The sequence below is a fragment of the Leifsonia virtsii genome (assembly GCF_030433675.1).
Lineage (GTDB): Bacteria > Actinomycetota > Actinomycetes > Actinomycetales > Microbacteriaceae > Leifsonia > Leifsonia virtsii.
Genome location: NZ_JAROCB010000005.1, coordinates 47,596 through 74,590 on the forward strand (window position 1 = coordinate 47,596; position 26,995 = coordinate 74,590).

Genomic DNA, 26,995 nt, shown 5'->3' on the forward strand with positions numbered 1-26,995 from the left:
GCACCACCTGGTTGACACGACACGCCGCCCAACGCTCCGGCGGGGCGGCGTGTCGCGTCATCCAGAGGTCAGCGGCGGGCGATCTTCGTGATGGTGCGCACGGCGATCACGCCGGCGAGCACCCACGGTCCGGCGACGATGATCGGGTCGAGCCAGCTGTGCTTGACGTCGGCCCTGCGCTGGCCGAAGCGCGACGAGATCGGGTGGTGCCCGAGCTCCGACAGCACGCCGGACTCGGTGATCGGGTCGTCCGGACGACGGCTGGCGAGCGACTTCACGTGCTCGGTCACCGCATCCACCCGGTCGCCGAGCACGAGCAGCATCCAGTGCGCGGTGCGGCCCTCGCTGTACCGGTCGTAGGCGAAGCGGCGGATCGCGCCGGACACCCCGTGGAGCGGCTGCGCGGTGCCGAACACCGGTGTCAGCATCTCGTGCTCGATCGACCGCTCACGGCCGGCCCTCGGCTCCTGCAGCGGCGGGAACTCCCAGTGCGCACCGGTCGCCTCCGGATCGATCCGCTCGCGCGGGTGCGACGGCCGGTCGGCCGGGTCGCTGTCGACGCCCCAGCCCGGGATGCGCGCCCGCAGCGCCTCGGGGTCGTACTTCTTCGTGTGGTCGCTTGCGACATACGGCATGACGTTCTCCTCTCCTACGCGGCGGTCGGCACGACGAGCGGCTTGATGATGCCGTCGAGCTTGTTCGAGAACAGGTGGTACCCGTCCTGGATGTGCTCCAGCGGGATCCTGTGCGTCACGATCTCGCTCGGGGTGAGGTAGCCGTTCCGGATGTGCTCGAACAGCCGGGGCCACTGCCGCTTCACCGGGCACTGATTGGTATTGATCCGCAGACCCTTGTTCATCGCGTCGCCGAACTTCACCGCGCTGAACAGCGGACCGTACGCACCCATCACCGAGATGGTGCCGCCCTTGCGGACCGAGTCGATGGCCCAGTTGAGGGCGACGGGGGAGCCGCCCTGGAGCTTCAGCTTCGCCGAGGTGACGTGCTGGAGCACCGCGCCGTCGGCCTCCGCCCCGACCGCGTCGATGACGACGTCGGCGCCGAGGCCGTCGGTGAGGCGCTTGATCTTCAGCACCACGTCCCCGACTTCGACGAAGTTGTACGTCTCGGCGTGCGCGAACTCGCGCGCCTTCTGCAGCCGGTAGTCGAGGTGGTCGACGACGATGACCCTCCCCGCCCCCATCAGCCAAGCCGACTTGGCGGCGAACAGGCCGACCGGACCGGAGCCGAGCACCACGACGGTGTCGCCCTCCACGATCTCGCCCAGCTGGGCGCCGAAGTACCCCGTGGGCAGCGCGTCGGTGAGCAGGACCGCGTCGTCGTCGGACATCCAATCGGGGATGACCGTCGGGCCGACGTCGGCGAACGGCACGCGCACGTACTCGGCCTGACCGCCGTCGTAGCCGCCGGTGGTGTGCGAGTAGCCGTAGATGCCGCCGACCGCTGTCGCGTTCGGATTCACGTTGTGGCAGTTCGAGTACAGCCCGCGCACGCAGAAGTAGCAGCTGCCGCAGAAGACGTTGAACGGCACCATCACGCGGTCGCCCACCTTCAGGTTGCGGACGTCCGGCCCGACCTCGTCGACCACGCCGATGAACTCGTGCCCGAACGTGTGGCCGATCCGGGTGTCCGGCATCATGCCGTGGTACAGGTGCAGGTCCGAGCCGCAGATCGCGGCGAGCGTGACCCGCACGATCGCGTCGCCCGGATGCTCGATCTTCGGCCGGTCCTTCTCCTCCGCGCGGACCTTGTACGGACCGCGGTACGTCATCGCCAGCATGCTGCCCCTCTCGTCGTGGTGGATGCTGCCCACTCGAAGCCCCCGGCCGATTCGAGTCGAGGCATTGACAGCGCCGGAGGCGGGTGCCCATACACCGTTTCGTTAGGCAAGTGAACGAGTTGCCGGATGGATCGCCCGGCCGTAGAACAGGAGCATGACCAAGGATGAGCGCGCCTCCCTGCCCCCGGGGCCCGAGTTCAAGTACGGCGGGTACACCGTCCAGCTGGAGCCCGAACACGGGCGGACGGGCCGCTGGCGCGTCGTGGACGACGAGAACTACTACGGCCTGATCGCGGCCGCCGACCCGATCAACGGCGAACCGGAGGTGCACTTCGCCGCGCACTTCCCGGGCGAGGAGGACATCCCTCCGATGAAGATCGTGCCGTTCTGGACGACGGCCGCCGAGTTCCTGCTCGACGCGGGCAAAGGCGAGGCGCTGTGGGGGCTGCCGGACGACCGGACGGCGCCGCACCCGATCGTCGCCGACGCCCTCCCGGTGCCGGACGACGGGAGCGGCGACGCCGACGCGGGCACGGCCGGCCGGACCGATGCGCCCTAGGAGCCTGTAGACGACGGAAGGCCCGGAGCCGATGGGCTCCGGGCCTTCCCGTGTTGCGGGTCCGCTCAGGCGACCGCGCCGATCGCGAAGCTCACGGCGCCCTGGTCGTCGACCTGTGCGTCGAGGACCTTGTCGTCGAGCACCTCGGCTGCCTGGGTCTCCAGGAAGATGCGGGCTCCGCCCGACTCGACCACCTGGTCCGATGCCTCGGGCTCCGGGGTGACCGCCGCCGCGAAGGCGGTGGCGTCGGGGTTGCTGCTGCTGATCCGCAGACCGGCCGTCTCATCCGGCGACTGGTCCGTCAGCGTCTTGACGATGGTGCTGGCGTTCTCGGTGAGGGTGAGCATGCGCTCTCCTTCCTTTGATGGTCCAGGAGTGACCCAGGCTCCCGCGGGTGCGCCGTGGCCGCAACCCGTGTGGAGGCCATTGCCAGGGAACGTCCATCGTCCTCTACGAGAACGCCTTCACCAGCTCGCGGTCGAAGGCTTCCAGGTCGTCGGGTTTGCGCGACGAGACCAGGGTGAACGGTCCGTCGTCGACCACGACTTCCTCGTCGACCCACGTGGCGCCCGCGTTGCGGTAGTCGGTCTGGAGGCTGGGCCAGCTGGTCAGCGTGCGACCGCTGACGACACCGGCCTCGATCAGCACCCAGCCGCCGTGGCAGATGACCGCGATCGGCTTGCCCGCGTCGGCGAACGCCTTCACCAGCGAGACCGCCTCCGGGAACGTGCGCACCTGGTCCCCGTTGGCGACGCCGCCCGGCAGCACGAGCGCGTCGAACTGGTCGGCGCTCGCGGAGTCGAGGGTCACATCCACCGGGAACGTGTCGGCCGGGGTGAGGTGGTTGAAGGCCTGCACCTCGCCGGACTCCTTCGAGACCAGCTTCGGAGTGCCTCCCGCGTCGGACACCGCCTGCCAGGGCTGTACCAGCTCCGCCTGCTCGATGCCCTCCGGGCCGACCAGGAACGCGATCGTCTTGTCGTTCAATGCCATGTCGTTCTCCTTCCGTCACCCCACCTGTACGCGCGCGGCGGGGCAGAATGAACCCATGGCGAGCATCCCGCAGCTGACTCTCAACGATGGCAACACGATCCCGCAGCTGGGCTTCGGGGTGTACAAGATCCCGGAGGCCGAGACGGCGGATGCGGTGCTGGCCGCGCTCGACGCGGGCTACCGGCACATCGACACGGCGGCGTTCTACGAGAACGAGCGCGGGGTGGGGGAGGGCGTCCGCCGGAGCGGGCTCGACCGGTCGGAGGTGTTCGTCACCAGCAAGGTCTGGTGGACCGAGAACGGCTACGACTCGACCCTCCGCTCGTTCGACGCGAGCATGGAGCGGCTGGGCTTCGACACGATCGACCTCTTCCTCATCCACTGGCCGGCCCCCAAGAGCGACCGCTACGTGGAGACGTGGCGCGCGCTGGAGCGGGTGCGCGACGAGGGGAGGGCGCGGTCGATCGGGGTCGCCAACTTCCACACCCACCACCTGGACCGGCTGGCGCGCGAGACGGAGACGGTGCCCGCGGTGAACCAGCTGGAGCTGCACCCGTGGCTGCCGCAGGCGGAGGTGCGGGCGTACGACGCGGCGCACGGGATCGTGACGGAGGCCTGGTCGCCGCTGGCGCGCGGGCGCGTGCTCGGCGATCCGACGCTCGACGCGCTCGCGGCGAAGCACGGCGTCACCCCGGCGCAGGTCGTCATCCGCTGGCAGCTGCAGCTGGGCAACGTCGTCATCCCGAAGTCGACCTCGCCCGAACGCATCCGGTCGAACGCCGACGTCTTCACCTTCACCCTCGACGCCGCCGACCTCGCCGCGATAGCCGCCCTCGAAACCGGCGAACGCACCGGCAAGGACCCCGACGACCTCGGCTGACGCGCGCTACTCGCCGGAGGGGTGGGCGCCGACGACGTCGAGGAGCCAGGCGAGGGCGAAGGCGCGCTCGCGCCAGGCGGCGTAGCGTCCGGAGACGCCGCCGTGGCCCGCGGCCATCTCGATCTTGAGCAGAGCGTCGGCCTCCACCTCGCGCAGCTTCGCTACCCACTTCGCGGGCTCGACGTACAGCACGCGCGTGTCATTGAGGCTCGTGATCGCGAGGATGCGCGGGTAGTGCGTGCGGTGCACGTTCTCCAGCGGCGAGTACGACTTCATGTAGTCGTAGACCTCTGGGTCGTGCAGCGGGTCGCCCCATTCGTCCCACTCGATCACGGTGAGCGGCAGGGACGGGTCCAGGATGCTGGTGAGCGGATCCACGAACGGCACCTCGGCGAGGATGCCGGCGAAGTCGCGCGGCGCCAGATTCGCCACCGCGCCCATCAGCAGACCGCCGGCGCTGCCGCCCTGCGCGGCCATCCGCGACGGCTCCGTCCACCCGCGGTCGACCAGGTGCCTGGCCGCGGCGACGAAGTCGGTGAAGGTGTTCTTCTTGTGCAGCTTCTTGCCGTTCTCGTACCAGAGCCGGCCGAGCTCCCCGCCGCCGCGCACGTGCGCGATCGCGAACACGACGCCGCGGTCGAGCAGGCTGAGGCGCGGGATGCCGAACGACGGGTCCATGCTGGCCTCGTACGACCCGTAGCCGTAGAGCACGAGCGGTGCGGGCTCGCCCGGCGTGACCAGGTCGCGGCGGTACACCAGCGAGATCGGGATGCGCGCGCCGTCGGCCGCGGTCGCCCACTCCCGCCGCTGCTCGAACAGCGACGGGTCGAACCCGCCGAGCACCGGCTGCTGCTTGCGGAGCGCCAGCTCGCCGGTGCGCACGTCGTAGTCGTACACGGTCGACGGCGTCACGAAGCTGCCGTAGCCGAGGCGGAGGAAGGGCTGCGTCCACTCAGGATTGCCGCCGACGCCGACGGTGAAGAGCTCCTCGTCGAAGTGCAGCTCGTGCGGGGTGTCGTCGGCGGGGCGGTCGCTCGCCGGGTCCGGCACGCAGGCGACCGCGACGCGGGTCATGCCGTCGCGGCGGTACTCGACGCTGACGAAGTCGCGGAACGCATCCACGCCCTCCAGCCGTACGGCCGGGTCGTGCGGGAGCAGGATCTTGCGCGGGCCCTGCGGGTCCTCCGCCGAGACGCTCACCAGCTCGAAGTTGACGGCGTCGTCGTTGTGCACGATCAGCAGGCGGTCGTGGCCGCCGACGACGGCGTGCTCGACGTCGTACTCGACGCCCTCCTTCCGCGGCCAGACCACCGAGAACTCGCCGGTCGGGTCGTCGGAGCGGAGCAGCCAGGCCTCGCTGGTGATGTTCGATCCGGCCTCGATGACGAGGAAGCGGCGGCTGCGGGTGAGGCCGACGCCGATCCAGTACCGCTCGTCCGGCTCGTGGAAGACCTGGACGTCCTCCACTTCGGGGCCGTCGCCGACGCGGTGCCGCCAGATCGTGTCCGGCCGCCAGGAGTCGTCGACCGTCGCGTAGAAGACGTAGGCGCCGGTCTGGTCGAACAGCGCGCCGCCGGAGGTCCCCTCGATCTCGTCGGGGAATTCGACGCCGTCGTCGACGAGCGAGCGGATGCGGAGCGTGTACCGCTCGTCGCCCTCGGTGTCGACCGCCCACAGCAGCCGCGTGCCGTCGGCGCTCACGTCGAAGCTGCCGAGCGCGTAGAAGTCGTGCCCCTCCGCCTCAGCGTTGTCGTCGAGGAGCACCTGCTCGCCGGGGAGGCCGTTGCGCTGGGCCTCCTCGTCGAGGGTCGGCGGCACCCAGTCGTCGGCGGAGGCGATCGGCGCGCGGCAGTGGATGCCGTACTGCTTCCCCTCGACCGTGCGGGTGTAGTACCACCAGTCGCCCTCGCGCACCGGGACGCTCATGTCCGTCTCGCGGGTGCGGGCCTTGATCTCGTCGAAGATCTGCTCACGGAGCACCGCGAGGTGCTCGGTGCGGGCGTTCGTGTAGGCGTTCTCCTCGTGCAGATGCGCGATGACGGCCTGGTCGTCCTTGTCGCGCAGCCACTCGTAGTCGTCGACGTAGACGTCGCCGTGGTGGATGCGTTCGACGGGCTTCTTCGGCGTGACCGGCGGGGTGAGCATAGCCCAAGGCTATCGGGCGACGCCCACCCCGCCGCCTGCGGTCACGGGCGCAGCAGCACCTTGCCGACGCGGCCGGGGGTGTCGCTGGCGGCGACCGCGGCGGAGATGTCGCCGAGCTCGTGGGTGCTCGCCACGGGCAGGGTCAGAGTGCCGTCCTGGATGCGGGCGAACAGCTCCTGGAAGAGCCGGCCGCGCTGGTCGGCCGGCATCTCGCGGCTGACGACGCTGCCCCAGAACCCCTTGACGGTGGCCTGTTTGAAGATGACGTCGCCGGCGGAGAGCTCCAGCTTCGGCGACCCCATGGACCCGAAGACGACGAGCGTGCCGTTCTCGGCGAGGGTCCCGAGCACGTCGCCCGCGGCGGACCCGCCGACGGAGTCGACGCCCACGCGGATCGGCGCACCGCCGGTGATCTCGGCCACGCGGTCGCGCCACGCCGGGTCGTCGGTCGCGACGATGCGCTCGATGCCCTGAGCGCGCAGCTCCTCGACGCCGGCGGCGCGGCGCACCAGGCCGACGACGTTGAGGCCGCGGGCGGACCCGAGCTGGGCGACCATGCGGCCGACGGCTCCGTTCGCGGCGTTCTGGATCATCCAGTCGCCCTCGCTCAGACCGAGCGAGTCGATCAAGCTGATCGCGCTGAACGGCATCGAGACGAGCTGGGCGGCCGCCTCGTCGGGGAGCCCGTCCGGCACCGGGATGAGGGCGCCGGCGCGGGCGACGAAGTACTCGGCCCAGACACCGAAGGTGCCGCCGGTGACGACGCGCTGGCCGACGGCGAGCTGGTCGACGCCCTCGCCGAGCGCGTCCACGACGCCGAGCGCCTCGGTGCCGGCCTGCGCCGGCAGTTCCGGCTTGAAGCCGTAGGTGCCGCGCACCGTCCACAGGTCGTGGTTGTGGATGGGGGAGAGCAGCATCCGGACGCGGACCTCGCCGGGGCCGGGCTCGGGAAGCGGGCGCTCCTCGACGGCCAGCACCTCGGCCGGGTCGCCGAACGCGTGGTGGATCAGTGCCTTCATCGCTCAGTCCTCCGAGACCGTGATCGTGACGTCGATGTTGCCACGGGTGGCGTTCGAGTAGGGGCAGACGAGGTGAGCGGCATCCGCCAGCTCGTGAGCCAGCTCGTGCTCGAGCCCGGGCAGGACGACCTCGAGCAGCACGGAGAGCTGGTAGCCGCCCTCGCCGTTCGGGCCGATCTGCACGCGGCCGCCGACGGACGAGTCCTCCAGCTTCACCTTCTTGCCGCGGGCGACCGCCTGCAGCGCGGAGTGGAAGCACGCGGCGTACCCGGCGGCGAACAGCTGCTCCGGGTTGGTGCCGGCGCCCGAGCCGCCCATCTCCTTCGGCACGGCGAGGTCGAGTGCGAAGGTGCCGTCGCTGGTCGCGACACGGCCGTCGCGCCCGGCTCCGGTGGAGAGGGCTTCTGCGGTGTAGAGGGCGTTCATCGTTGCCTTTCGTGGGTGGTTCATTCGGTTGCGGCGACCGGCTGCTGCGCCGCGGCGGCGTGCATGGTCTCGGTCAGCCGGTGCAGCGTGTCGATGAGGGCCGCTGCGGCCTTCTCGTCGGGCAGGCCGGTGCCCGCGGCGATGCGCTGCGGGATGTGCGCCAGCTGCGGGCGCAGCTCCAGGCCGCGCTCGCCGACGGCGACGGTCACGACGCGCTCGTCGCCGGGGCGGCGCCTGCGTGTGACCAGGCCCGCCTGCTCCATCCTGCGCAGCAGCGGCGACAGTGTGCCGGAGTCGAGCTGCAGGTGCTCGCCGAGCGACCCGACGGTCTGCTCGCCCTCCACCCACAGGGTGACGAGGACGAGGTACTGCGGGTAGGTCAGGCCCCACGGCTCCAGGAGCGTGCGGTAGGCCTGCGTGGTGGCGCGCGTCGCGGCGTACAGGGAGAAGCACACCATCTCATCGGTCACGGGCATGTGGATATGGTTGCACACAATTAGGTTGTGCACAATTTAATGCAGGTGCCTGTCAGGGTGCGGTGTCGCCGCCGCGGAGCGTGACGGCGAGGGTGCCGAAGGCGTCGTGCACCCGGGCGAGGTCCGGCGGGGCGGCGAGGCTGCGGCGCGCGGTGGCGATGGCGCCGCGCAGGCGCTCGCCGTCGCGTGCCCCGGTGCCGGAGGCGCGGTCGGCGAGCCGGGCGTCCAGCGCGTCCGGGAGCGCAGCCGCCGCCTCGATGCAGTCGATCGCACGCACCCGGCGGCCCGCGATCACCCGAGCGGCGCGATGCGCGGGCGCGAGCTGCTCGACGCGGGCGACGGAGGCGCGGAAGGCCGCGATCCGGCGTGCGCGCTCGCCGGGGGCCGCGTCCGGGTCGACCGGCGAGAGCACCGAGCCGAGGGTCGTGAGCACGTCGGCGAGTCGCCTGCGCAGCACGTCGACGCTCTTGACCGGCAGCACGAACCAGCTCGCCGCGATGCCCAGCACCGCGCCGACGACGATGGCGACGAGCCGCTCGGCGAGCATCCCGGCCTCCCCGGCGATCGTCGCCGCCCCGGTCAGCTCCTGCAGCAGCGACAGCGCGAGCGTCACCGCGACCGCCCAGTACGCGTAGCTCACGGTCCGCAGCCAGGTGCCGGCGAACAGCGCGAGGAAGATCGCGACGACCGCACCGGGACCGGAGGCGTCGGGCAGCACGGCGACGATCGCGACGGCGCCGATCGTGCCGCCGAGCGCACCGAGCACCCTCAGAGCGCTCTTGTGCAGCACGTCGGCGCGGCCGCGGTTGCCGGAGCAGACCAGGAACGCCGTCAGCACGACCCACACGACGTGGTCGGGGAACACGGCCCAGCCGACCACGAACGCCGAGGACAGGGCGACCGCCATCTGGATGGCCATCCGCGTGCTGGCGGGCAGGCGGCGAGTGCCCGGCTTCGGCGCGGCCTGCTGTCGCGGCTCGGGCGGAGGTGCGGCCTCCTGCAGCTGCGCCTCGCCCGGGATGAGCCGCAGCAGCTCGCGGGCGACGGCGACCCAGAGCGCCGCCACCACACCGGCCATCAGCACGAGGACCGCCGTCAGCCAGGCCGGGACGCCGGGGGAGGCCGGCACGGGTGCGACGAGCACGGCGGTCAGAGGGAGGGCGATCAAGGCGCCGAGGCGGGCGACGCGCGGGCCGAAGCGGCGCATCCAGATCGGGATGCTCATCCCGGCCACGAAGAGCGCCGCGCCGAGCGGGGGAACAGTCATGAGCAGCCAGCCGACCGCACCGGCCGCGAGGCCGATCACCGGGAGGAGCGCGGCGGAGCGCGCGAAGTCTGCCCTCGTCGCGAACGTCCGGCGCCCGAGGGACAGCGCCACCACCGTCGCCAGCACGCAGGCGGAGCCGCCCGCGCCGACCGCGAGACCGATGAACCACATCGTCGCGCAGGCCCCCGCCGCCGCGGCGGTGACGACCAGCGCGGCCAGCCCGATGCGCACACTCACCGCGTCATCCTCTCACCGTCCCATCGTTCACAGCCGCGGCCCGGGCGTTTTTCCATGGGACGCAACACGCCGTTTTGCGCGCGGGTATACGGCGTGTTGCGCCCCATGGATGCGCGCGCGGGCGCGTCAGCGGGCGGCGGCGAAGGCGAGCAGGGCTGCGCCCGCGCGGCCGGCGTCGCCGCCGAGCGCGCTCTGCACGACCGGCGGGCGCTCGCGCCAGGCGAGGCCGTCCGACATCCGGTCGCCGAGCGGGCCGAACAGCGCGTCGCCCGCGTGCGAGACGCCGCCGCCGAGCACGATCAGCCCGGGGTCGAGCAGCAGGGTCAGGATGTTGAGGCCCTGAGCGAGCACGTCCAGCGCCTCCGACCAGATGCGGTCGGCGAGAGGGTCGTGGCCCAGCCGGTCCACGATCCTGCGCGTGCTCAGCGCTTCGCCGCCGGCGGCGCGGTACCGCCGCGCGACCCCGGCGCCGGACATGTACACCTCGAGGCAGCCGCGCTGACCGCAGGTGCACGGCTCGCCGCCCGGGACGACCGGGATGTGCCCGAACTCGCCGGCGGCGCCGGTCGCGCCGGTGACGGCGCCGCCGGACGAGACGAGGGCGGCGGCCACGCCGGTGCCGATCGGCACGAGGGCGAAGTCGCCGAAGCCGCGGGCGGCTCCCGTGCTGCGCTCGGCGAGCCCCGCTGCGCGGACGTCGTGTCCGACGGCGACGGGCAGCTTCAGCTCCGAGCGCAGGATGTCGAGCAGTGGGACGTCGCGCCAGCCGAGATTCGACGCGTAGTGCACCAGCCCGCGCTGCTCGTCGAGCATGCCCGGTGTCGCGACCCCCGCGCCCACCACCTCGTGGCCGGCGTCGGCGGCGGTCCGGCGCAGCTCCGCCAGCATCGCCACGAGGGCGGTCAGGATGCCGTCCGACGGCGTCGCCAGCGTCGACTCGGCGACGGTTGCTCCGTCCTCTGCCACGACGGCGCCCTTCATCCCGGTCCCGCCGAGGTCGACGGCGAGGACGACAGGGAGGCCGCTCATGCGTCGCGCCCTTCCGCCGTGCCGCGCACAGCGGAGACGACCGAGCGCACGACCTCCGCGGAGGTCACCTCGCGCGTCCCCGGGTCGTAGGCGGTGGGCGTCCCGGCCGCCGCGGCCGCCGACGGCACCGCGTGCTGCGCGCGCAGGTGCACCTCGCGCACACCGGTGCGCTCCAGCACCTCCACCACATTCGCGGGGCGCACGCCGCCGCCCGCCAGGATCCCGATGCGATCGCCCGCGAGCTCGACCAGCCGCGCGAGATCGTCTGCGGCCTCCAGCACGGTCGGGGCGCCCGCGGACGTGAGCACCCGCGCGACGCCGAGCGAGGCGAGCTGCTCCAGCCCTTCCGCGTGGTCCGCCAGCTGGTCGAACGCCTTGTGGAACGTCACCGGCGCGTCGCCGCACGCCGCGACCAGGCGGCGGGTCGCATCCACGTTGATCCGTCCGTCGGCACGCAGTGCACCGATCACGAAGCCGAGCTGGACGCCCGCGGGGTTGGGCAGGGCCCGCATCGAGTGGATGTCGTCGACCATCGCCTGCAGCTCGTCCTCGTCGTACACGAAGTCGCCGGGCCGCTGCCGCACGAGCACCTGGATGCCGATGCTGCTCGCCATCCGGAGCGCCGCCGCGACCGTCCCGATCGACGGCGTGATGCCGCCCTCCGCGAGCGCTGCGCACAGCTCGACCCGGTCGGCGCCCTCCTGCTCGGCGATCCGTACCCCGGCGAGGTCGTCGAGGCAGATCTCGACGGCGGTCACGCGAGGCGTCCGAGCGCGGCGGTCAGGTCGGCGCCGAGCTCGATCGAGCCCACCGGGCGGCCGCCGCCGAGCACCGGGAGGTCGACCAGCGCGCGTGCGTCCGCGATGGGGGCGCCGAGCGTCTCCAGCACGCGGAGGGCGATCAGCGTGGTCGCGCGCGGGCTGCCGTCCACGATCTTCATCGCGACCGCGGTGCCGTCGGCCGCCGCGACGCCGATGACGCCCTCCGCGCCGCCCTTGGCGAGAGCCCCGGGGACCGTCTCCATGAGGGTCGTGTTCTGGTGGCCGGAACCGCCGACGTAGTAGGGGTGCTCGCGCATGGCGTCCGCGACGGTGCGCTCGGGCGTTCCGGGCTCGGCCTGCACCAGCCGGCCGAAGGCGCGCGCGATCCCGCGCACGGTCGTGCCGAAGAGCGGTGCACCGCAGCCGTCGATCGCGTCATGGCCGACCGGCACGCCGGTGACCTCGGCCATGACGTCGCGGAGGTGCCGCTGGAGGGGGTGGCCAGGGTCCAGGTAGCCCTCGGTCGGCCAGCCGTTGGTCGCCGCGGCGAGCAGCATCGCGGCGTGCTTGCCGGAGCAGTTCATCCGCACGCGCGCGCGGCCCTCGCCGTCGCGCAGCATCCGCTCGAAGGTCGCCTCGTCCTCCGGCCGGTCGACCGGGCAGCCGAGGGCGTCGTCGCCGAGGCCGGCGCGTTCCAGCAAGGACCGCACCACGTGCACGTGCTCGTCCTCGCCGGTGTGGCTGCCCGCGGCGATCGCGAGCTCCGGCCCTTCGAGCGGCGCACCGGCGGTCAGGCAGCCGAGCGCCTGCAGCGGCTTCACGGTGCTGCGGGGCAGCACGACGGCGTCCGCGTCGCCGAGCTCGAGCAGGGTCGCCCCCGACGGGTCGAGCGCGACCAGGCTGCCGAAGTGCCGGCTCTCGATCAGCCCGGAGCGGCGCACCACCGCCAGCTCGGCGAGCGGGACGGCGGCTCCGGCGGTCGGAACGGTCACGGTGACGGCGTCAGGCATGGTCGGCTTTCGTGGTGTCGGCGTCGTCCGCGTGCGCTGCGGCCGCGACGGCGGGAAGGGAGGGGAGGGTCGGCGGGGCCGTCGTGCGGCGGCGCGACCCGCGCTGCAGGCGAGAGGCGAAGGCCGAGAGGCTGCCGTTGACGATCAGGTAGATCACCGTGACGGCGACGTAGGTCGGGATGAGCAGGTGCAGGTACGAGGCGAGCACCTGGCCGCGGTACAGCAGCTCGGTGAACGCGACGATGTAGCCGAGCGAGGTGTCCTTCAGGAGGCTGACGAACTGGGTTACGAGCGACGGCGTCACGTTCCGCACCGCCTGCGGGAGCACCACGTACGTCATCGCCTGCGCCGGGCGCATCCCGAGGCTGAGCGCCGCCTCGCGCTGGCCGCGCGGGAGGCTCAGGATGCCGGCGCGGACGATCTCGGCGAAGACGGCCGCGTTGGCGATCGTCAGCGGCACGACGAGCTTCCACAGCGTCGGCAGGTTGATCCCGATCTGCGGCAGGCCGAACAGCATCAGGTAGATGACCAGCAGCACCGGGACGGTGCGGGCGATCTCGATGTAGAGCCCGCAGAGGAAACGCACCCACTTCACGTGGCTGACCCGCCCGAGGGCGAGCAGCACGCCGAGCGCGGCGCCCAGCACCGCCACGATCGCGGCCGCTTCCAGCGTCCCGAGCAGGCCGACGAGCAGGTACTGCCAGATCGCCCACTCGGTGAACGGGGCCCAGCGCGCAGGGTCGAGCTGACCGTGGGCGGCGAACTGCCAGAGTCCGAGGCCCACGACGGCCGCGAAGATCGCGACGCTGACGATCGACCCGATCAGGATGTTGCGCCGGCCGCGCGGGCCGGGCACGTCGTAGATGAAGGCGGCGTCGTAGCGGCGCTTCGCGCGCTTGGCGCGCATCGGCGCCGGCCGGTCCGGGATGAGCTGCACGGTCATCGGGCGATCGCCACCTTCCGCTCCACCCAGCCGGCGGCGAGGCCGATGGCAAGGGCGATGGCCATGTAGAGGAGTCCTGCGCTGGAGAAGATCAGGATGGGCTGCGCCGCGACGAGGTTGATCTTGTTGACCTCGGCGGTGAGCTCGACCACGCCGACGGCCGCGGCGAGGGCCGTGTTCATCGCGAGCGCGATCATCACATTGCCGATCGGCTGGACGACGGCCCGCAGCGCCTGCGGCACGACGACGTACCGAAGCGACTGCCAGAGGGTGAGGCCCAGGGCGCGGGACGCCTCCACCTGCCCGACCGGGACGGTGTTGACGCCGGAGCGCACGGCTTCGGCCACGTACGCAGCCTCGTAGACGGTGAGCACGATGATCGCGGTCGGGGTCAGCGGCAGCAGCAGCCCGGCATCCGGGAGCGCGAAGACCGCGAGGAGCAGGAGCGCCAGCAGCGGGACGTTGATGAAGAACTGGACGTAGAGGAACGCGGCGGCGCGGAGCACCGGGATCGGGCTCACCCGGGCGATGGTGACCAGCACGCCGAGGATGATGGAGCCGACGCCGGCCACCACGGCCATCAGCAGCGTGGTGCCGAGTGCCTGGAGCAGCGGTCCCAGGTTGTCGATCAGGGGGTTCATCGTTCTCTCGTCCAGCGGTGGCGGTCAGGGGTGGCCGGATGGGGTGGCCGGATGCGCGCGGGCACGGGGGGCTGCCTCACACGCGCATCCGGCCGGTCTGTCAGGAGCCGGGGACCGAGCCGATCTCGGGCGGCGTCGGAACGGAGGAGTCGGTCACGGTGCCGAGCGTGGTCTTCCACGCCTTGCCCCACTGGCCGTCCTTCTGGATGGTCTTCAGCCACTCGTTGACGAACTTCTTGAAGTCGTCGTCGCCGTGCTTCAGGCCGATGCCGTAGGGCTCCTTCGTGAAGGGCTGCCCGACCACCTTGATCTGCTTCTCGCTGGCGGCGTCGCTGGCCAGCAGCGTGTAGTCCTGGACGTACGCGTCGCCGCGGCCCTGGATGAGCGCCTGCACGGCGGCCGGGTCGGTGCCGAACGCAGTGACGGTCGCCTTCGGGGCGATCTTCGGCACCTCGGTGACGGCCGGCGTGTTGGCGCCGACGATCACGTTCTTGCCGTCGAGGTCCTTGTAGCTCTTGATGTCCTTGTTGTCGCTCTTCACGGCGACAGCGAGGCCCGACTCGAAGTACGGGCCGGCGAAGTCGACCTGCTTGGCGCGCTCCTCGGTGATCGTGTACGTGTTGAAGACGACGTCCACCGTGTCGTTCTGCAGCATCGCCTCGCGGGTCTCCGACGCCGGCGGGACGATCTCCACATTCGGCTTGCCGATGATGTAGGTGGCGAGCAGCTTGGCCAGCTCCGCGTCGAAGCCGGTCACCTTGCTGGGGTCGGTCGGGTCCTGCTGCGAGAGCAGCGGGGCGTCGAGCGCCTCGGCGACGATGAGCTTGCCGCGCTTCTTGATCTTCTCCATGGTCGAGCCGGAGAGGATCAGGTCGGCCTTCGCGACCGGCGCGCCGGCGAGCACGGAGTCTCCGGACGCGGTGGAGCTGGCGTCGCTGCCGGGCAGCGCCGTGTTGCCGGAGCAGGCGGTGACGGCGAGCGTCACGGCCGCGAGCACGACGCCGGCGAAGACGCCCTTCTTGCGGATGCTGCGGGTCATGGGATGCATCCCTTTCTGATTGGAGGGGGGTGTGATGTGGAGCAGGTGGTGCGCGGCCTCGTGCGTGCGGGTTTCAGTGCGAGAGCACGGAGGCCAGGAACGACTGCGCCCGCGCGGTGGCAGGCGAGTCGAAGAACTGTGCGGGCGGGGCCTGCTCGACGATCTGGCCGCGGTCCATGAAGACCACGCGATCGGCGGCTCGGCGGGCGAAGCCCATCTCGTGGGTGACCACGATCATGGTCATGCCCTCCTTGGCGAGCGAGGTCATGACATCCAGCACCTCGCCGACCATCTCGGGGTCGAGGGCGCTGGTGGGCTCGTCGAACAGCATCACCTTGGGCTGCATGGCGAGCGCCCGCGCGATGGCGGCGCGCTGCTGCTGGCCGCCGGAGAGCTGCGCGGGGTGGCTGTGCGCCTTGTCGGCGATGCCGACGCGCTCCAGCAGCTCCATCGCCTGTGCCCGGGCGGCATCCTTGCCGAGCTTGCGCACCTTGAGTGGCGCGAGCGTGACGTTGTCGAGGATGGTGCGGTGCGCGAACAGGTTGAAGGACTGGAACACCATCCCGACCTCGGCGCGCAGCTTGGCGAGCGGGGCGCCCTCCTCCGGCAGCAGCTCGCCGTCGACGCGGATCTCGCCGGAGTCGATCGTCTCGAGCCGGTTGATCGAGCGGCAGAGCGTCGACTTGCCGGAGCCGGACGGCCCGACCACCACCACGACCTCGCGCTCGGCGACATCCAGGTCGATGTTCTGGAGCACGTGGAGGTCGCCGAAGTGCTTGTCGACCGCGCGCAGGCTCACCATCGGCCGGGCGTCCACTGCTGTCATCGGAGGTTCCTCGCATCGTCTTCGGGCAGGTTTCGATGAGCGTACTAAGTGTCTGCCGTTTATCGCAATATCAAAATTAGTTAATGCGAAATCGAACGAAGTCGGTACAGTATTCTTCAACGCAGCGGAGGCACACCCGACCTCCGCGAGTCGAGGGGACGCGGCAGTGGTGAGTACGACAGGGCCGAGCACGATGGAGGTCGCGCCCACGCACGCCGGGCATGGAACGCCCGGCGGCATCCTGGACCTGGTGCGGTCCGGCCGCTCCCGATCGCGCGCCGACATCGCCCGCAGCACGGGGCTCTCGCCCTCCACCGTCTCGCAGCGCGTCGACTCCCTGATCGCCGCCGGCTACCTGCGCGAGGCCGGCGCCGGCGTCTCGCAGGGCGGGCGCCGCCCGCGCGCCCTCGAGGTGGATGCGTCCACCGGCGTCGTCTGCGCCGCCGACCTGGGCTCGCACCACGCGACCTTCGGGCTCATCGACCTCGGCGGACACCTCATCGCCTCACGCACGGAGCAGACCGACATCTCCGCCGGCCCCGCCGCGATCCTCCGCTGGATCGCCGAGGTCGCCGCCGAGCTGACCGCCGAGCACGCCCAGCCGGGGCAGACGCTCCGCGGCTTCGGCGTCGGGCTGCCCGGTCCGGTCGACTCGAACACCGGCCGCATGGTGTCGCCCTCGCGCATGCCGGGCTGGAACGGGGTGGATGTGGCGGCCGAGCTGAGCCGCATCACCGGTCTGCCCGCCGCCGCCGACAACGACGCCAACCTCATGGCCCTCGGCGAGTACGACAGCCTCGGCGCCGACGTCGGCGAACTCGTCTTCGTCAAGGCCGGTTCGAGCATCGGCTGCGGCATCGTCGCCTTCGGCGGCGTCTACCACGGCCACCACGGCATGGCCGGCGACATCAGCCACGTCACCGTCCCCGGCGCCCCCGCCGTGCTGTGCTCGTGCGGGCGGATCGGGTGCCTGGACGCCGTCGCCGGCGGCGCTGCCATCGTGCAGTCGCTGCGCGCCTCCGGGGTGGACGTGACCGACACGCGCGACGTGCTGGCCCTCGCCCGCGACGCCCACCCGCGCGCCACGCAGGAGCTGCGCGAGGCGGGCCTCCGCACCGGTGGCGTGCTCGCCACCATCATGAACTTCTTCAACCCGCAGCGTCTGGTGCTCGGCGGCATCCTCGGCGAGGCGGACGCCTTCGTCGCCGGCGTGCGCTCGGCGATCTACTCGGACTGCCTGCCGATGATCACCGACCAGCTCGACATCGCGGTGAGCGTCGCGAAGGAGCACGCGGGCATCCGCGGCGCCGGCCGGCTCATCCTCGACTCCGTCTTCGACCCGGCCGCCGTCGACCTCGTCGTGCGATGAGCCACGGGGTCGCCGTCGTCGGAGCGGGCCGGATGGGCCGCGCCCACTCGCAGGCTTGGGCTGCCAACGGTGTGCCGGTGCTCTGGGCGGTGTCGCCGCGGACCCGGCCGGAGCTCCCCGCCGCGCCCGCCGCCCGCTGGGCCACCGACCTCGCCGAGGCGCTCTCAGACCCGGCGGTCACGATCGTCTCCGTCTGCACGCCGACGCCCTCGCACGCGGAGCTCGCGATCCGGGCACTGGAAGCCGGCCGCAGCGTCCTGCTCGAGAAGCCGATCGCGCTGACCCTTGCCGACGCGCAGCGGGTGGCCGAGGTCGCCGCCCGGGCGCCGGGCGCGCTCATGGTGGCGCACGTCGTCCGGTTCTTCCCCGGCTACGCCGCGCTCGCGTCGCGCGTCGCCGCCGGCTCGGTCGGGCGGCCTCGGCTCGTGCGGGCGTCCCGGGTGTCGGCGAGACCGGTCGGCTACGACTGGCTGGACGACGAGGAGCGGTCGGGCGGGATGCTCGTCGACTTTGCCATCCACGACCTCGATCAGGCGAACGCGTACCTGGGCCGCGCGGTCGCGGTGACCAGTGTCCCGGCCGGCGGTGCGGGTTTCGGAGTGCCGACGGCGACCACCGTCGAGTACGCCGGCGGCGGTGTCGCTCAGGTGCTCAGCGTCTCCGACCTTCCGGAGGGGCAGCCGTTCACCACCGGTCTCGAGGTGGTGGGCGATGCCGGAATGGATGCGGCGCAGCCGGACGCAGGGGACGCCTTCGCCGAGCAGGCCCGCTACTTCCTCTCCTGCGTCGACGGCGGCGTCCCGCCCGAGCGCGCCCCCGTCGCGGCGGCGGTCGATGCGCTCCGGGTGGCCCTCGCCGCACGAGAGTCCGCGCGGACGGGACGGCGCGTCGAGCTCGGCGGGTAGGGTGGCCCCGTGAACGACAAGTGGTGGCAGTCGGCGGTCGTGTACCAGGTGTATCCGCGGAGCTTCGCGGACAGCGACGGCGACGGCATCGGCGACCTGCGGGGCATCATCCAGCACCTCGACTACCTGAAGACCCTCGGCGTCGACGTGGTCTGGCTCTCGCCGATCTACGCCTCGCCGCACGACGACAACGGCTACGACATCAGCGACTACCGCGCGATCGACCCGCTGTTCGGCACCTTCGAGGACTTCGACGAGCTGCTGGAGGGCCTGCACGCGCGCGGCATGAAGCTCGTCATGGACCTCGTGGTGAACCACACCTCCGACGAGCACCCCTGGTTCATCGAGTCGGCCTCCTCCACCGACAACCCGAAGCGCGACTGGTACTGGTGGCGTCCGGCCCGCGAGGGCCACCGCCCCGGCGAGCAGGGCGCCGAACCCAACAACTGGGGCTCCTTCTTCTCCGGCCCCGCGTGGCAGCTCGACCCGCAGACCGGCGAGTACTACCTCCACCTGTTCTCCCGCAAGCAGCCGGACCTCAACTGGGAGAACCCGGAGGTGCGCGCGGCCGTCTACGAGATGATGAACTGGTGGCTCGACCGCGGTGTCGACGGCTTCCGGATGGACGTCATCAACTTCATCTCCAAGGTCACCGACCTGCCGGACGGCGAGGTCCCGGAGGGGGGCCTGTTCGGCGACGCGTCCCCCTACTTCGTCGATGGCCCGCGCATCCACGAGTTCCTGCACGAGATGCACCAGCGGGTGTTCACCGGCCGCGGCGACCGCTACCTGACGGTGGGGGAGATGCCCGGGGTGACCATCGCGGAGGCGCGGCGGTTCACCGACCCGGCCAACGCCGAGGTCGACATGGTGTTCCAGTTCGAGCACGTCGACCTCGACCACGGCCCCGGCGGCAAGTGGGACCACCGGCCCGCGAGCGTGCTCGACCTGAAGCGCAACCTGAGCTCGTGGCAGGAGGGCCTCGCCGGCGTCGGCTGGAACAGCCTCTACTGGAACAACCACGATCAGCCGCGGGTGGTCAGCCGGTTCGGCGACGACGGCGAGCACCGGGTGGCGTCCGCGAAGGCGCTCGGCACCGTCCTGCACCTGATGCGCGGGACGCCGTACGTCTACCAGGGCGAGGAGCTCGGGATGACGAATGTGCCGTTCGAGACGATCGGGGACTTCCGCGACATCGAGTCGCTCAACCACTACGCCGAGGCGGTCGACATCCTCGGTGAGCCGGCGGAGGAGGTGCTTTCGGCGCTGCGCCGGACCAGCCGCGACAACGCCAGGACGCCGATGCAGTGGACCGCCGGCCCGAATGCGGGCTTCACCAGCGGCATCCCGTGGATCGCGGCCAACCCGAACGCCGCGACCATCAACGCCGACGCCGAGGTCGCGGATCCCGACTCCGTGTTCGCGCATTACCGGGCGCTGATCGACCTGCGGCACCGGTCGGACGTCGTCGCCCGCGGCGACTACCGGCTCGTGCTCGCCGACCACCCGCAGGTGTTCGCGTACACGCGTTCGCTCGACGGTGCGTCTCTGCTCGTACTGGCGAACCTGACCGGCTCGCCTGCGTCGTTCGACCCGGCGGAGCTGACCGGCTGGGCAGGCGCCGAGCCCGTGCTCACCAACCTCGGTGCCGCGACAGGCGTCGCGGACGGCGTGCTGCGACCGTGGGAGGCCGTGGTCTTCGCGCGCGGCTGAGCCGACCGGCTCGACCGGCTCCTTGTGCGCCGCCGCCTGCGGGTGTGTGATGGGCGGCACGGACGGGAGGGACCATGGGCAATTTCGTAGCGCGAGCGGAAGTGGACGTGGCTGCGCCGCGGCGGATCGTCTGGGACGTGCTCACGAGCAACGGGTCGCGGCCGGAGATCCTGTTCGGGGCACGGGTCGAGTCCGAGTGGAGGCTCGGGTCCGCGATCACGTGGAGCGGCGAGTACGAGGGCAGGACGTTCGAGGATCATGGCCGGATCGTCGAACTCGAGGATCTGCAGGAGCCGTGGCGGATCGTCCTGACCCACTTCAGCCCGTTGAGCGGCCTGCCGGATGTGCCGGAGAACTACCACTCGCTCCGGTTCGAGCTCGACGAGATCGACGGTGGCACGCGGGTGACGCTGGATCAGGACAACAACCCGACGCGCGAGGCGGCGGAGCATTCGCAGGCCAACTGGGCGCAGATGCTCCGCGGGGTGAAGACGGTGGCGGAGCGGGAGGCGGCGGCTCGGTAGCCGTCAGTCGCCGAAGGCCTCGCGCAGGAAGGCGTCGAGGAAGACGTCGAACGCGTGCACCGTCGCGGTGCGGTCGCCGCTCATCAGGTAGCCGAAGTGCAGGCCTGCGGCCGAGTCGACCAGCCAGTGCGCGAGCACGCCGGCGCGGCGGGTTTCGACGCCCTGCTTCTTGAGCCACGACTTCACGGTGTCGCGCCACCCGGTGAATGCGGTGGTGATGCGCTTGCCGATGTCGGGGTCGATGGGTTCGAGCGCGCCGGCCTCGAACTGGAGGCGGAGGGCGGTGCGGTTGTTCTCGCGCAGGGAGTGGCGGAACGCCTCCTTGTACCAGTCGCGGAACTGGTCGCGGTCGAAGGCGGTCACGTCGACGCCGACGAGCGACTCGCTCTGCTGGCGCACGCCCTCCTCGAGGATGGCGTCGATCATCTCCTGCCGGGAACCGAAGTGGTAGACGAAGGAGTAGGTGCTGACCCCGAGCGCGCTGGCGAGGCTGCGGAAGGTCATACGGGAGAGCGGCTCGGTCGCCACATGGTCCATGATGCGGCCGAGCAGCTCGGGCTTCCGGTTCGGATCTGGCGTTCGTCCCACGCCATAACATTAGTCCGAATATCGCGCCAGATGGCTAGACACCTGTGGCGCAGGGACCCGACGATTCCGAGCCCGGTCCGTCCGGATCGGCGGCCGGGGTCACGGCTTCCCTGGCTTCGCCGGACCTCCCTGATTGCCGCCCTGGCCCGGTCCGCCGCCCTGGCCGCCCTGGCCCGTGCCGCCACCGGTGCCAGGCGCCGGCGCGGTGGGCGACGTCGGCCCGGTCTGCTTGGGCGGCGTGGGGGCCGTCGTGTACTTGGCGTTCGGCGACGGGAAGGCCGCGCCTCCATATGCCGCGTTCAATGCGGTCAGGATGCGCTTGGCGATGGCGAACTTGACGTTGCCGCCGCCGATGCCCTGGAAGCTCTGGCTCCGCAGTGCCACCTGACCCTGCACGTTGCCCACCCACGTCGCCTGAGCGACCTTCGTGGTGGAGGTCACCAGCCAGTTCTCGAGCGAGTTGTCCGTCGTTCCGGTCTTGCCGAAGATCGGCACGCCGTCGCCCGGGTTGGCGGAAGCCGCCGTGCCGCCGCCCCGCAACACACCCTGAAGCGCGTAGATCGCCGCCGCCGCGATCTGGGGGTCGATCGGCGTGGCGGAGCAGGTGGACTTCGGGACGGCGTGCTCCGCACCGTTCGCGTCGACGATCTTGTCGATGGCGATCGGGCTGCAGGCGACGCCGTTGTTGGCGAGCCCGGCGTAGGCGGTCGCCATCGTCAGCGGGGCGATGTAGTTGGTGCCGAGCACGGCGGAGGGGTTCGACATGAACGGGTTCTGAGCCTCGTCGGCTCCGTGCACCAGGAGGTCCTGGGCGCGCTGCTTGATGCCGCAGAGGTCGAGCTGGGTCGCCATCTTCGCGAAGATCGTGTTGATGGACTGTGCCGTCGCGTTCATCACCGTTGTGGAGGTGACGGACTCGCCTTCGTCGTTGGAGACGTTCCACGGTGCGCCGCCGATGTCGTTGCACGGATCGCTCGCGTGGAACTGGTTCTGCGGGAAGACGTGCTGCGTCCCGTTAACCGACTGGTAGAGCGAGTGCCCCTCCTGCAGCCACTCGAGCAGGTCGAACACCTTGTAGGCGGATCCGGTCTGGAAGCCCTCCGAGCCGCCGTAGTCGTAGTCGGTGTTGTAGTTGACGGCCGTCGTGCCGGGAGCCGGGGCCGCGGTGTTGTCGTATTGCCGGTTCTGCACCATGGTCACGACGCGGCCGGTCCCGACCTCGACGGAGACGTTCGAGGACCCGAGGTCGAGCCGCGGGCTGGTCGGCGGGATGTAGGCACTGATCGCCTGCTGCGCCTGGTTCTGGAGGTCCAGGTTGAGCGTGGTGTAGATCTTGAGGCCGCCACGGGTGAGGTAGTTGGTCCGGTCGTCCTCGGTCTTGCCGAAGATCGAGCTCTGCTCGATGGTGCGCTCGACGTAGTCGCAGAAGAACGCGGCGTTGTACTGCTGGGCCGTCATGCAGCCGTTCTGCGTCGGCGTGATCTTCGGCTCCACCTTCGTGGCGCGCGCGGCGTCGTGCTCCTCCTTGGTGATCTTGCCGTTGGTGAGCATCCGGTCGAGCACGTAGTTGCGCCGGTCGAGGGTCTCTTTGTACCCGTTGGCCGCGCCGTTCTCCTTGCTGTCGGGTCGGTCGATCCGCAGGTTGTCCGGGTTGTTGAGGATGGCGATCAGGGTCGCCGCCTGCTGCAGATTCACATCCTTCGCCGCGACCCCGAAGTAGTACTCCGCCGCCGACTGGACGCCGTACACGCGGCCGCCGAACAGCGCGATGTTCAGGTAGCTCTGAAGGATCTCGTTCTTCGAGTACTCCTTCTCGAGCCCGATCGCGTAGCGCATCTCCTTGAGCTTGCGGGAGGGGTCGACCTTGGTCGCGTCGTCGTAGCACGCTTCATAGACCGCCAGCTGCTTCTTCTGCACCGCGTCGGTCGCCGTCGGGTCGGGCTGCTTGTTCTCACACCGCTGGACGAGGATGTTCTTCACGTACTGCTGGGTGATGGACGATCCGCCCTGCACCGACTTGTGCAGCGCCGTCAGCACCGCGCCGCGCAGCGTCCCGGAGACGTCGACGCCGCCGTGCTCGTAGAACCGCGGGTCCTCCGTCGCGATCGCGGCGTCTTTGAGGTTCTGCGAGATCGCATCCCAGCCCACCTCGACGCGGTTCTGCGAGTAGAAGGTGGCGATCGGGACTTGCTGGCCGTTGCTGAGCGCGTACATCGTGGAGGCCTGCGCGAGCGGCTCCACCTTGATGTACTCGGGCAGGCCGTCGAAGACGCTGATGGTCGAGTCGGCCGCACTCCCCGTCAGTGCGACGGCGGGTGTCACCGCCGCAGCCGCGAGCACGCCGGCCACACCGCTCAGTGCCACGAATCCGGCAAGCGCAGGCGCCCATCCCCATCTCACGCGTCTTCTCCCTCGTTCACGACCATTCGTCCGTGGCGGCAATGTTACGCGTCGCCGGCGAGCGATCCGCGAGGCCGACACTCAGGTTGTGGAGAGAGCGAACGCCTGAGGGCCTGTGGGCACGTTCAGACGTCGTCGCGCAGCTTCTCGCACAGCCGCGCGAGGGTCTCCAGTTCGTCGGGCGTGAGCCGGCCTCCGACACGCTCGGTGATCGTCTTCATGTGATCGACCGCGACCTGCCGGAACATCTCGAACCCCGTGTCGGTGAGCCGGATCACCGTGCCGCGCGCGTCGGACGGCTCCGGGCACTTGGCCACGAGCCCCTGCGCCACGAGCCGGTCCACGAGCCGGCTGACGCTCGGTTGCGTGAGCAGGACGTGCTTGTTGAGTTCGCGCAGCCGCAGCGAGCGGTCGGGCTGGCGGGAGAGGTTGAACAGCACGTCGTACTCGTTGAAGGAGATGTCCCGCGTCGGGAACTCGGCCGCCAGCGTCCTCATGACCGCGACCTGGGCCCGGAACAGCGACTCCCAGGCCGCCACTGCGCTGATGCGGGCCCGCGTGGGCGACGTCACTTCCGTCGCCGCGTTCTCCGCCATGACCGTCCTCCTCTAACAAGCTCGATGCATTCGCATCTTCTCATCATGAGCAGGGAGAAGCATCCGTGCCACCACTGGCCGGATGTGGGTGACCGCCGGGAGAAAAGATCGAGGGCCGGCCGCAGAGGCTAGCGGCCGGCCCTCTCCCTTGCACCAAGAGTGTCCTGCAATCACATTCCGCGATGGCTGCCACAGCAAACAACCATTGCTCTTGAACTGTATAACGAAGAGGTAACGACCGCTAGTTACCAATCCGTTATTTTTCCTGCGAATTCGCTATGCGTACTTTCGAGGAGCCGAAGCCGGGGCCTCGAGTCGTGGCGAGGCGACGGCGTAAGCCGGCACGGCAACGGCCGCGGTGACCACGTGCATGAGGGCGAGCGCGATCACCGCGGCGGTCGTCGTGCCCGGGATGAAGCGGAAGATCCCGAGGAGGAGGTCGGGCGCGAACGACAGGGCGAGCGCGACGGGGACGGTGATGGCCAGCGCCCGGCGTGGGTGTGCCGAGCGTCGCGAGATCAGACGCCAGCCCGCCCAGCCGGCGGCGATCCCGAGGATCGTCATCGAGGCGTAGGCCGGGGCGGTGAGCGGCCCGTACGAGGCAGAGGCCCCGAAGGCGACGGCCGCCGCCGCGATCAGGGCATTGAGTGCGATCGCGACGATGGTGGCGATGACCAGGACGACGGCCGCGCGCGCCGGGTGGACGCGGGCGACCGTGGGGGCGGCGGTGGAAACCATGATGTGCTCCTCAGATCCGGCGAGAGAACGGATACGGTTCCGGTCGGTACCGTAATTGCACTTACGGTACTGCCTGTTCCCGAAATGTACAATGGGGCCATGGCCTCCCCTGTCGCCCGGCCGTCCGGCCGCCCTCGCGTCGAAGAGCTCGAGGGTCGGATCCTTGAGGCAACGCAGGACCTGCTGATGGATGCCGGCTACGGCGGGACGACGATCGCCGCCGTGGCAGAGCGCGCGCACTGCGGCAAGTCCGCCATCTATCGCCGCTGGGAGACGAAGGTCGACCTCGTCGTGGCGGCGGTCCGTGCCTCGCAGGTGCAGCTGGAAATGCCCGACACCGGCTCTCTTCGCGACGACCTTGTCGCGGTGGCGATGCACTTCGCCGGGGGCGACGGCCGCGCCGGTCGCATCCTCGCCAGTCTCCTGACGGCGATCGGCACCGACTCCAACCTGTACGAAGCGGCGTACCGCGACGTCGGCCAGCCGCCGGTCCGCGCGTTGATCGCGATCATCGAGCGGTGGATCGAACGCGGCGTCGTGTCTCCGGCCGTGCCGGTGGGGCTGATCGCCGGCATCGTCCCGACGGCGGCATTCGGCAGCGTCGTACTGCGCAAGCAGTACCTGGACGAGCCGGCCGTGCGTGAGCTGATCGACTTCGTGATCCTGCCCGCGCTCGGCCGGCCCGTCCCTGACCGTCCGCTCTGATCCCTAGCGCGTCGGCACGGCCGGCAGCTCGTCCTGGGCGGCGGCAGGCGCCGAAGCGGGGGCGTCGTCGCCGTGTGTGTCGGCGCTCAGCGTGGTCTCGTCGAAGGCGAGCTCGCCGCGCAGCACCCGGCGGGCACGGTCGGCATCGAACTGGCGCGTCCAGGTCCCGATGAGCACGGCCGCGACGGCGTTGCCGGTGAAGTTGGTGACCGCGCGGCCCTCCGACATGAAGCGGTCGATGCCGACGATGACGCCGACGCCGTTGACGAGGTCGGGCCGGTACGCCTGCAGGCCGCCGGCCAGCGTCGCGAGGCCCGCTCCGGTGACACCGGCCGCGCCCTTGGACGCGATGATCATGAAGACGAGGAGCCCGATCTGCTCCGGGATCGACATCGGCTGCCCCATCCCGGTGGCGATGAACAGGGACGCCATGGTCAGGTAGATCGCCGTCCCGTCGAGGTTGAACGAGTAGCCGGTGGGAACGGTGATGCCCACCACGGGCTTCGAGACGCCGAGGTGCTCCAGCTTCGCCATCAGGCGGGGGAGGGCCGACTCCGACGAGGAGGTGCCGACGATGAGCAGGTACTCGCGGCCGAGGTAGCCGATGAGGCGGAAGATGTTCACTCGCGCGACCGCGTAGAGCAGCAGGCCGAGCACACCGGCGATGAACACGAAGCAGGTGATGTAGAAGGCGACCATGAGCAGGCCCAGGCTCCAGATCGCGCCGATGCCGGTGTTGCCGACGACCGCTGCGATCGCGCCGAAGGCGCCGACCGGCGCCAGCCACAGGATCATGCCGAGGATGCGGAACACGAGCGACTGCAGATGCTTCACCGCGTTCATGATGCCTTCGCCGGTCCTCCCCATCTTCTGCACGGCGAAGCCGACGAGCAGCGCGATGAACAGCACCTGCAGCACGCTGCCCCCGGTGAAGGCGGAGAAGAACGACGTCGGGATGATGCCGAGCACGAACTCCGACGTCGAGGTCGCCTCGGCGGTGGCCTTGTAGGTGGCACCCGTCATGTTGAGGCCCTCGCCCGGGTGGATGAGGTTGCCCACGACGAGCCCGATCGCCAGCGCGACGGTCGACATCACCAGGAAGTAGACCAGCGCGAGCCCGCCGACCTTGCCGACGGTGGCCGCCTTCGCGATGGAGCCGACGCCGACGACGATCGTGCAGAAGATGATCGGCGCGATCATCATGTGGATGAGCGCCACGAACCCTTCGCCGAGCGGCTTGAGCGCCACGCCGACCTCCGGCCAGACCAGGCCGACGATCGCGCCCAGCACGACCGCGGCGATGACCGACAGGTAGAGCCAGGCGTGCTTGTCGGGGCGCCGCTTGCGCCGGCTGCCCCAGCCGGGCAGCAGGAAGGATGTGGTGCGGGTCGAGAGTGACATGGTCGCC

General features: G+C 70.8%; 28 protein-coding genes. 7 read left to right on the forward strand and 21 right to left on the reverse strand.

The genetic code is table 11. The annotated features are described in order from the left end of the window. Positions 1-68: 68 nt before the first annotated feature. Positions 69-635 carry a hypothetical protein gene (locus tag P5G59_RS17100; protein ID WP_301220221.1) on the reverse strand — a complete coding sequence of 189 codons (567 nt, stop codon included), beginning with the start codon at positions 633-635 and terminating at the stop codon, positions 69-71. Between the two features lie 14 nt (positions 636-649). Beyond that, the gene (locus tag P5G59_RS17105) at positions 650-1,798 is read right to left on the reverse strand and encodes a zinc-dependent alcohol dehydrogenase (protein WP_301220222.1); all 1,149 of its coding nucleotides are present in this window, start codon (positions 1,796-1,798) and stop codon (positions 650-652) included. A gap of 154 nt (positions 1,799-1,952) precedes the next feature. Between P5G59_RS17105 and P5G59_RS17110 the strand changes: the two genes are divergently transcribed. After that, positions 1,953-2,357 (forward strand): hypothetical protein, encoded by a 405-nt coding sequence (locus tag P5G59_RS17110; RefSeq protein WP_301220223.1) that lies wholly within the window; start codon positions 1,953-1,955, stop codon positions 2,355-2,357. 65 nt (positions 2,358-2,422) lie between these two features. On the opposite strand, the gene P5G59_RS17115 is transcribed toward P5G59_RS17110, so the two are convergent. Both P5G59_RS17115 and P5G59_RS17120 read right to left on the reverse strand, forming a co-directional pair. After that, positions 2,423-2,704, reverse strand: coding sequence for a Fe-S cluster assembly protein HesB (locus tag P5G59_RS17115; protein ID WP_301220224.1), 282 nt, complete (start codon positions 2,702-2,704; stop codon positions 2,423-2,425). 103 nt (positions 2,705-2,807) lie between these two features. Further along, complete coding sequence (locus P5G59_RS17120; RefSeq protein ID WP_301220225.1) at positions 2,808-3,350, reverse strand: type 1 glutamine amidotransferase domain-containing protein; 543 nt, start codon at positions 3,348-3,350, stop codon at positions 2,808-2,810. A gap of 55 nt (positions 3,351-3,405) precedes the next feature. On the opposite strand from P5G59_RS17120, the gene P5G59_RS17125 reads away from it, so the two are divergent. Further along, positions 3,406-4,230 carry an aldo/keto reductase gene (locus P5G59_RS17125; protein ID WP_301220226.1) on the forward strand — a complete coding sequence of 275 codons (825 nt, stop codon included), beginning with the start codon at positions 3,406-3,408 and terminating at the stop codon, positions 4,228-4,230. A gap of 6 nt (positions 4,231-4,236) precedes the next feature. On the opposite strand, the gene P5G59_RS17130 is transcribed toward P5G59_RS17125, so the two are convergent. The 12 genes from P5G59_RS17130 to P5G59_RS17185 form a co-directional block, all read right to left on the reverse strand. Beyond that, on the reverse strand, positions 4,237-6,375 hold the full coding sequence (locus tag P5G59_RS17130; RefSeq protein WP_301220227.1) for a S9 family peptidase: 2,139 nt from the start codon (positions 6,373-6,375) through the stop codon (positions 4,237-4,239). A 41-nt stretch (positions 6,376-6,416) separates the two neighbouring features. After that, the gene (locus tag P5G59_RS17135; protein WP_301220228.1) at positions 6,417-7,394 is read right to left on the reverse strand and encodes a zinc-binding dehydrogenase; all 978 of its coding nucleotides are present in this window, start codon (positions 7,392-7,394) and stop codon (positions 6,417-6,419) included. 3 nt (positions 7,395-7,397) lie between these two features. Continuing rightward, on the reverse strand, positions 7,398-7,820 hold the full coding sequence (locus P5G59_RS17140; RefSeq protein ID WP_301220229.1) for an organic hydroperoxide resistance protein: 423 nt from the start codon (positions 7,818-7,820) through the stop codon (positions 7,398-7,400). Positions 7,821-7,840: 20 nt separating this feature from the next. After that, positions 7,841-8,296 (reverse strand): MarR family winged helix-turn-helix transcriptional regulator, encoded by a 456-nt coding sequence (locus tag P5G59_RS17145; RefSeq protein WP_301220230.1) that lies wholly within the window; start codon positions 8,294-8,296, stop codon positions 7,841-7,843. Positions 8,297-8,348: 52 nt separating this feature from the next. After that, positions 8,349-9,800, reverse strand: a complete 1,452-nt coding sequence (locus P5G59_RS17150) for an FUSC family protein (protein WP_301220231.1) — start codon at positions 9,798-9,800, stop codon at positions 8,349-8,351. Positions 9,801-9,926: 126 nt separating this feature from the next. Further along, positions 9,927-10,829 (reverse strand): ROK family protein, encoded by a 903-nt coding sequence (locus P5G59_RS17155; protein WP_301220232.1) that lies wholly within the window; start codon positions 10,827-10,829, stop codon positions 9,927-9,929. Further along, complete coding sequence (locus P5G59_RS17160; RefSeq protein ID WP_301220233.1) at positions 10,826-11,587, reverse strand: copper homeostasis protein CutC; 762 nt, start codon at positions 11,585-11,587, stop codon at positions 10,826-10,828. The genes P5G59_RS17155 and P5G59_RS17160 overlap by 4 nt, the downstream gene beginning before the upstream one ends. After that, a complete protein-coding gene (locus P5G59_RS17165) occupies positions 11,584-12,600 on the reverse strand; it encodes an asparaginase (protein ID WP_301220234.1) in 1,017 nt (338 codons plus the stop codon). The genes P5G59_RS17160 and P5G59_RS17165 overlap by 4 nt, the downstream gene beginning before the upstream one ends. Next, the gene (locus P5G59_RS17170; RefSeq protein WP_301220235.1) at positions 12,593-13,543 is read right to left on the reverse strand and encodes an amino acid ABC transporter permease; all 951 of its coding nucleotides are present in this window, start codon (positions 13,541-13,543) and stop codon (positions 12,593-12,595) included. Before P5G59_RS17170 ends, P5G59_RS17165 begins: the two co-directional genes overlap by 8 nt. After that, entirely contained in the window at positions 13,540-14,184 is a 645-nt protein-coding gene (locus tag P5G59_RS17175) for an amino acid ABC transporter permease (protein WP_301220236.1), read from the reverse strand. Before P5G59_RS17175 ends, P5G59_RS17170 begins: the two co-directional genes overlap by 4 nt. 100 nt (positions 14,185-14,284) lie before the next feature. Then, a complete protein-coding gene (locus P5G59_RS17180; RefSeq protein WP_301220237.1) occupies positions 14,285-15,223 on the reverse strand; it encodes a glutamate ABC transporter substrate-binding protein in 939 nt (312 codons plus the stop codon). A gap of 73 nt (positions 15,224-15,296) precedes the next feature. Continuing rightward, the gene (locus P5G59_RS17185; protein WP_301220238.1) at positions 15,297-16,049 is read right to left on the reverse strand and encodes an amino acid ABC transporter ATP-binding protein; all 753 of its coding nucleotides are present in this window, start codon (positions 16,047-16,049) and stop codon (positions 15,297-15,299) included. A 169-nt stretch (positions 16,050-16,218) separates the two neighbouring features. On the opposite strand from P5G59_RS17185, the gene P5G59_RS17190 reads away from it, so the two are divergent. From P5G59_RS17190 to P5G59_RS17205, 4 genes are all read left to right on the forward strand, one after another. Continuing rightward, complete coding sequence (locus P5G59_RS17190) at positions 16,219-17,418, forward strand: ROK family transcriptional regulator (RefSeq protein WP_301220239.1); 1,200 nt, start codon at positions 16,219-16,221, stop codon at positions 17,416-17,418. Further along, positions 17,415-18,323 carry a Gfo/Idh/MocA family protein gene (locus P5G59_RS17195; protein WP_301220240.1) on the forward strand — a complete coding sequence of 303 codons (909 nt, stop codon included), beginning with the start codon at positions 17,415-17,417 and terminating at the stop codon, positions 18,321-18,323. Before P5G59_RS17190 ends, P5G59_RS17195 begins: the two co-directional genes overlap by 4 nt. A gap of 9 nt (positions 18,324-18,332) precedes the next feature. Next, positions 18,333-20,036: a glycoside hydrolase family 13 protein gene (locus P5G59_RS17200; protein WP_301220241.1), complete on the forward strand. Its 1,704-nt coding sequence runs from the start codon at positions 18,333-18,335 to the stop codon at positions 20,034-20,036. 107 nt (positions 20,037-20,143) lie between these two features. Beyond that, positions 20,144-20,560, forward strand: coding sequence for an SRPBCC family protein (locus P5G59_RS17205; RefSeq protein WP_301220242.1), 417 nt, complete (start codon positions 20,144-20,146; stop codon positions 20,558-20,560). Between the two features lie 3 nt (positions 20,561-20,563). On the opposite strand, the gene P5G59_RS17210 is transcribed toward P5G59_RS17205, so the two are convergent. The 4 genes from P5G59_RS17210 to P5G59_RS17225 form a co-directional block, all read right to left on the reverse strand. Then, positions 20,564-21,148 (reverse strand): TetR/AcrR family transcriptional regulator, encoded by a 585-nt coding sequence (locus P5G59_RS17210; RefSeq protein ID WP_175337641.1) that lies wholly within the window; start codon positions 21,146-21,148, stop codon positions 20,564-20,566. 99 nt (positions 21,149-21,247) lie between these two features. Next, positions 21,248-23,548 (reverse strand): transglycosylase domain-containing protein, encoded by a 2,301-nt coding sequence (locus P5G59_RS17215; protein ID WP_301220243.1) that lies wholly within the window; start codon positions 23,546-23,548, stop codon positions 21,248-21,250. Between the two features lie 125 nt (positions 23,549-23,673). Further along, a complete protein-coding gene (locus P5G59_RS17220) occupies positions 23,674-24,144 on the reverse strand; it encodes a MarR family winged helix-turn-helix transcriptional regulator (RefSeq protein ID WP_301220244.1) in 471 nt (156 codons plus the stop codon). A 276-nt stretch (positions 24,145-24,420) separates the two neighbouring features. Continuing rightward, positions 24,421-24,882 (reverse strand): DUF6069 family protein, encoded by a 462-nt coding sequence (locus P5G59_RS17225; protein WP_301220245.1) that lies wholly within the window; start codon positions 24,880-24,882, stop codon positions 24,421-24,423. Positions 24,883-24,981: 99 nt separating this feature from the next. Here P5G59_RS17225 and P5G59_RS17230 point away from each other — a divergent pair, with 99 nt between their 5' ends. Next, entirely contained in the window at positions 24,982-25,587 is a 606-nt protein-coding gene (locus P5G59_RS17230; protein WP_301220246.1) for a TetR/AcrR family transcriptional regulator, read from the forward strand. A gap of 3 nt (positions 25,588-25,590) precedes the next feature. On the opposite strand, the gene P5G59_RS17235 is transcribed toward P5G59_RS17230, so the two are convergent. Next, positions 25,591-26,988, reverse strand: a complete 1,398-nt coding sequence (locus P5G59_RS17235) for a cation:dicarboxylate symporter family transporter (RefSeq protein WP_301220247.1) — start codon at positions 26,986-26,988, stop codon at positions 25,591-25,593. Between the last annotated feature and the right edge of the window lie 7 nt (positions 26,989-26,995).

Coding starts and splice junctions, on each gene's coding strand:
- P5G59_RS17195 (WP_301220240.1), top strand. CDS start 17,415: ATGAGCCACGGGGTCGCCGTCGTCGGAGCGGGCCGGATGGGCCGCGCC.
- P5G59_RS17140 (WP_301220229.1), bottom strand. CDS start 7,820: ATGAACGCCCTCTACACCGCAGAAGCCCTCTCCACCGGAGCCGGGCGC.
- P5G59_RS17125 (WP_301220226.1), top strand. CDS start 3,406: ATGGCGAGCATCCCGCAGCTGACTCTCAACGATGGCAACACGATCCCG.
- P5G59_RS17120 (WP_301220225.1), bottom strand. CDS start 3,350: ATGGCATTGAACGACAAGACGATCGCGTTCCTGGTCGGCCCGGAGGGC.
- P5G59_RS17115 (WP_301220224.1), bottom strand. CDS start 2,704: ATGCTCACCCTCACCGAGAACGCCAGCACCATCGTCAAGACGCTGACG.
- P5G59_RS17105 (WP_301220222.1), bottom strand. CDS start 1,798: ATGCTGGCGATGACGTACCGCGGTCCGTACAAGGTCCGCGCGGAGGAG.
- P5G59_RS17220 (WP_301220244.1), bottom strand. CDS start 24,144: ATGGCGGAGAACGCGGCGACGGAAGTGACGTCGCCCACGCGGGCCCGC.
- P5G59_RS17135 (WP_301220228.1), bottom strand. CDS start 7,394: ATGAAGGCACTGATCCACCACGCGTTCGGCGACCCGGCCGAGGTGCTG.
- P5G59_RS17175 (WP_301220236.1), bottom strand. CDS start 14,184: ATGAACCCCCTGATCGACAACCTGGGACCGCTGCTCCAGGCACTCGGC.
- P5G59_RS17130 (WP_301220227.1), bottom strand. CDS start 6,375: ATGCTCACCCCGCCGGTCACGCCGAAGAAGCCCGTCGAACGCATCCAC.
- P5G59_RS17145 (WP_301220230.1), bottom strand. CDS start 8,296: ATGCCCGTGACCGATGAGATGGTGTGCTTCTCCCTGTACGCCGCGACG.
- P5G59_RS17100 (WP_301220221.1), bottom strand. CDS start 635: ATGCCGTATGTCGCAAGCGACCACACGAAGAAGTACGACCCCGAGGCG.
- P5G59_RS17180 (WP_301220237.1), bottom strand. CDS start 15,223: ATGACCCGCAGCATCCGCAAGAAGGGCGTCTTCGCCGGCGTCGTGCTC.
- P5G59_RS17170 (WP_301220235.1), bottom strand. CDS start 13,543: ATGACCGTGCAGCTCATCCCGGACCGGCCGGCGCCGATGCGCGCCAAG.
- P5G59_RS17225 (WP_301220245.1), bottom strand. CDS start 24,882: ATGGTTTCCACCGCCGCCCCCACGGTCGCCCGCGTCCACCCGGCGCGC.
- P5G59_RS17155 (WP_301220232.1), bottom strand. CDS start 10,829: ATGAGCGGCCTCCCTGTCGTCCTCGCCGTCGACCTCGGCGGGACCGGG.
- P5G59_RS17235 (WP_301220247.1), bottom strand. CDS start 26,988: ATGTCACTCTCGACCCGCACCACATCCTTCCTGCTGCCCGGCTGGGGC.
- P5G59_RS17230 (WP_301220246.1), top strand. CDS start 24,982: ATGGCCTCCCCTGTCGCCCGGCCGTCCGGCCGCCCTCGCGTCGAAGAG.
- P5G59_RS17185 (WP_301220238.1), bottom strand. CDS start 16,049: ATGACAGCAGTGGACGCCCGGCCGATGGTGAGCCTGCGCGCGGTCGAC.
- P5G59_RS17165 (WP_301220234.1), bottom strand. CDS start 12,600: ATGCCTGACGCCGTCACCGTGACCGTTCCGACCGCCGGAGCCGCCGTC.
- P5G59_RS17110 (WP_301220223.1), top strand. CDS start 1,953: ATGACCAAGGATGAGCGCGCCTCCCTGCCCCCGGGGCCCGAGTTCAAG.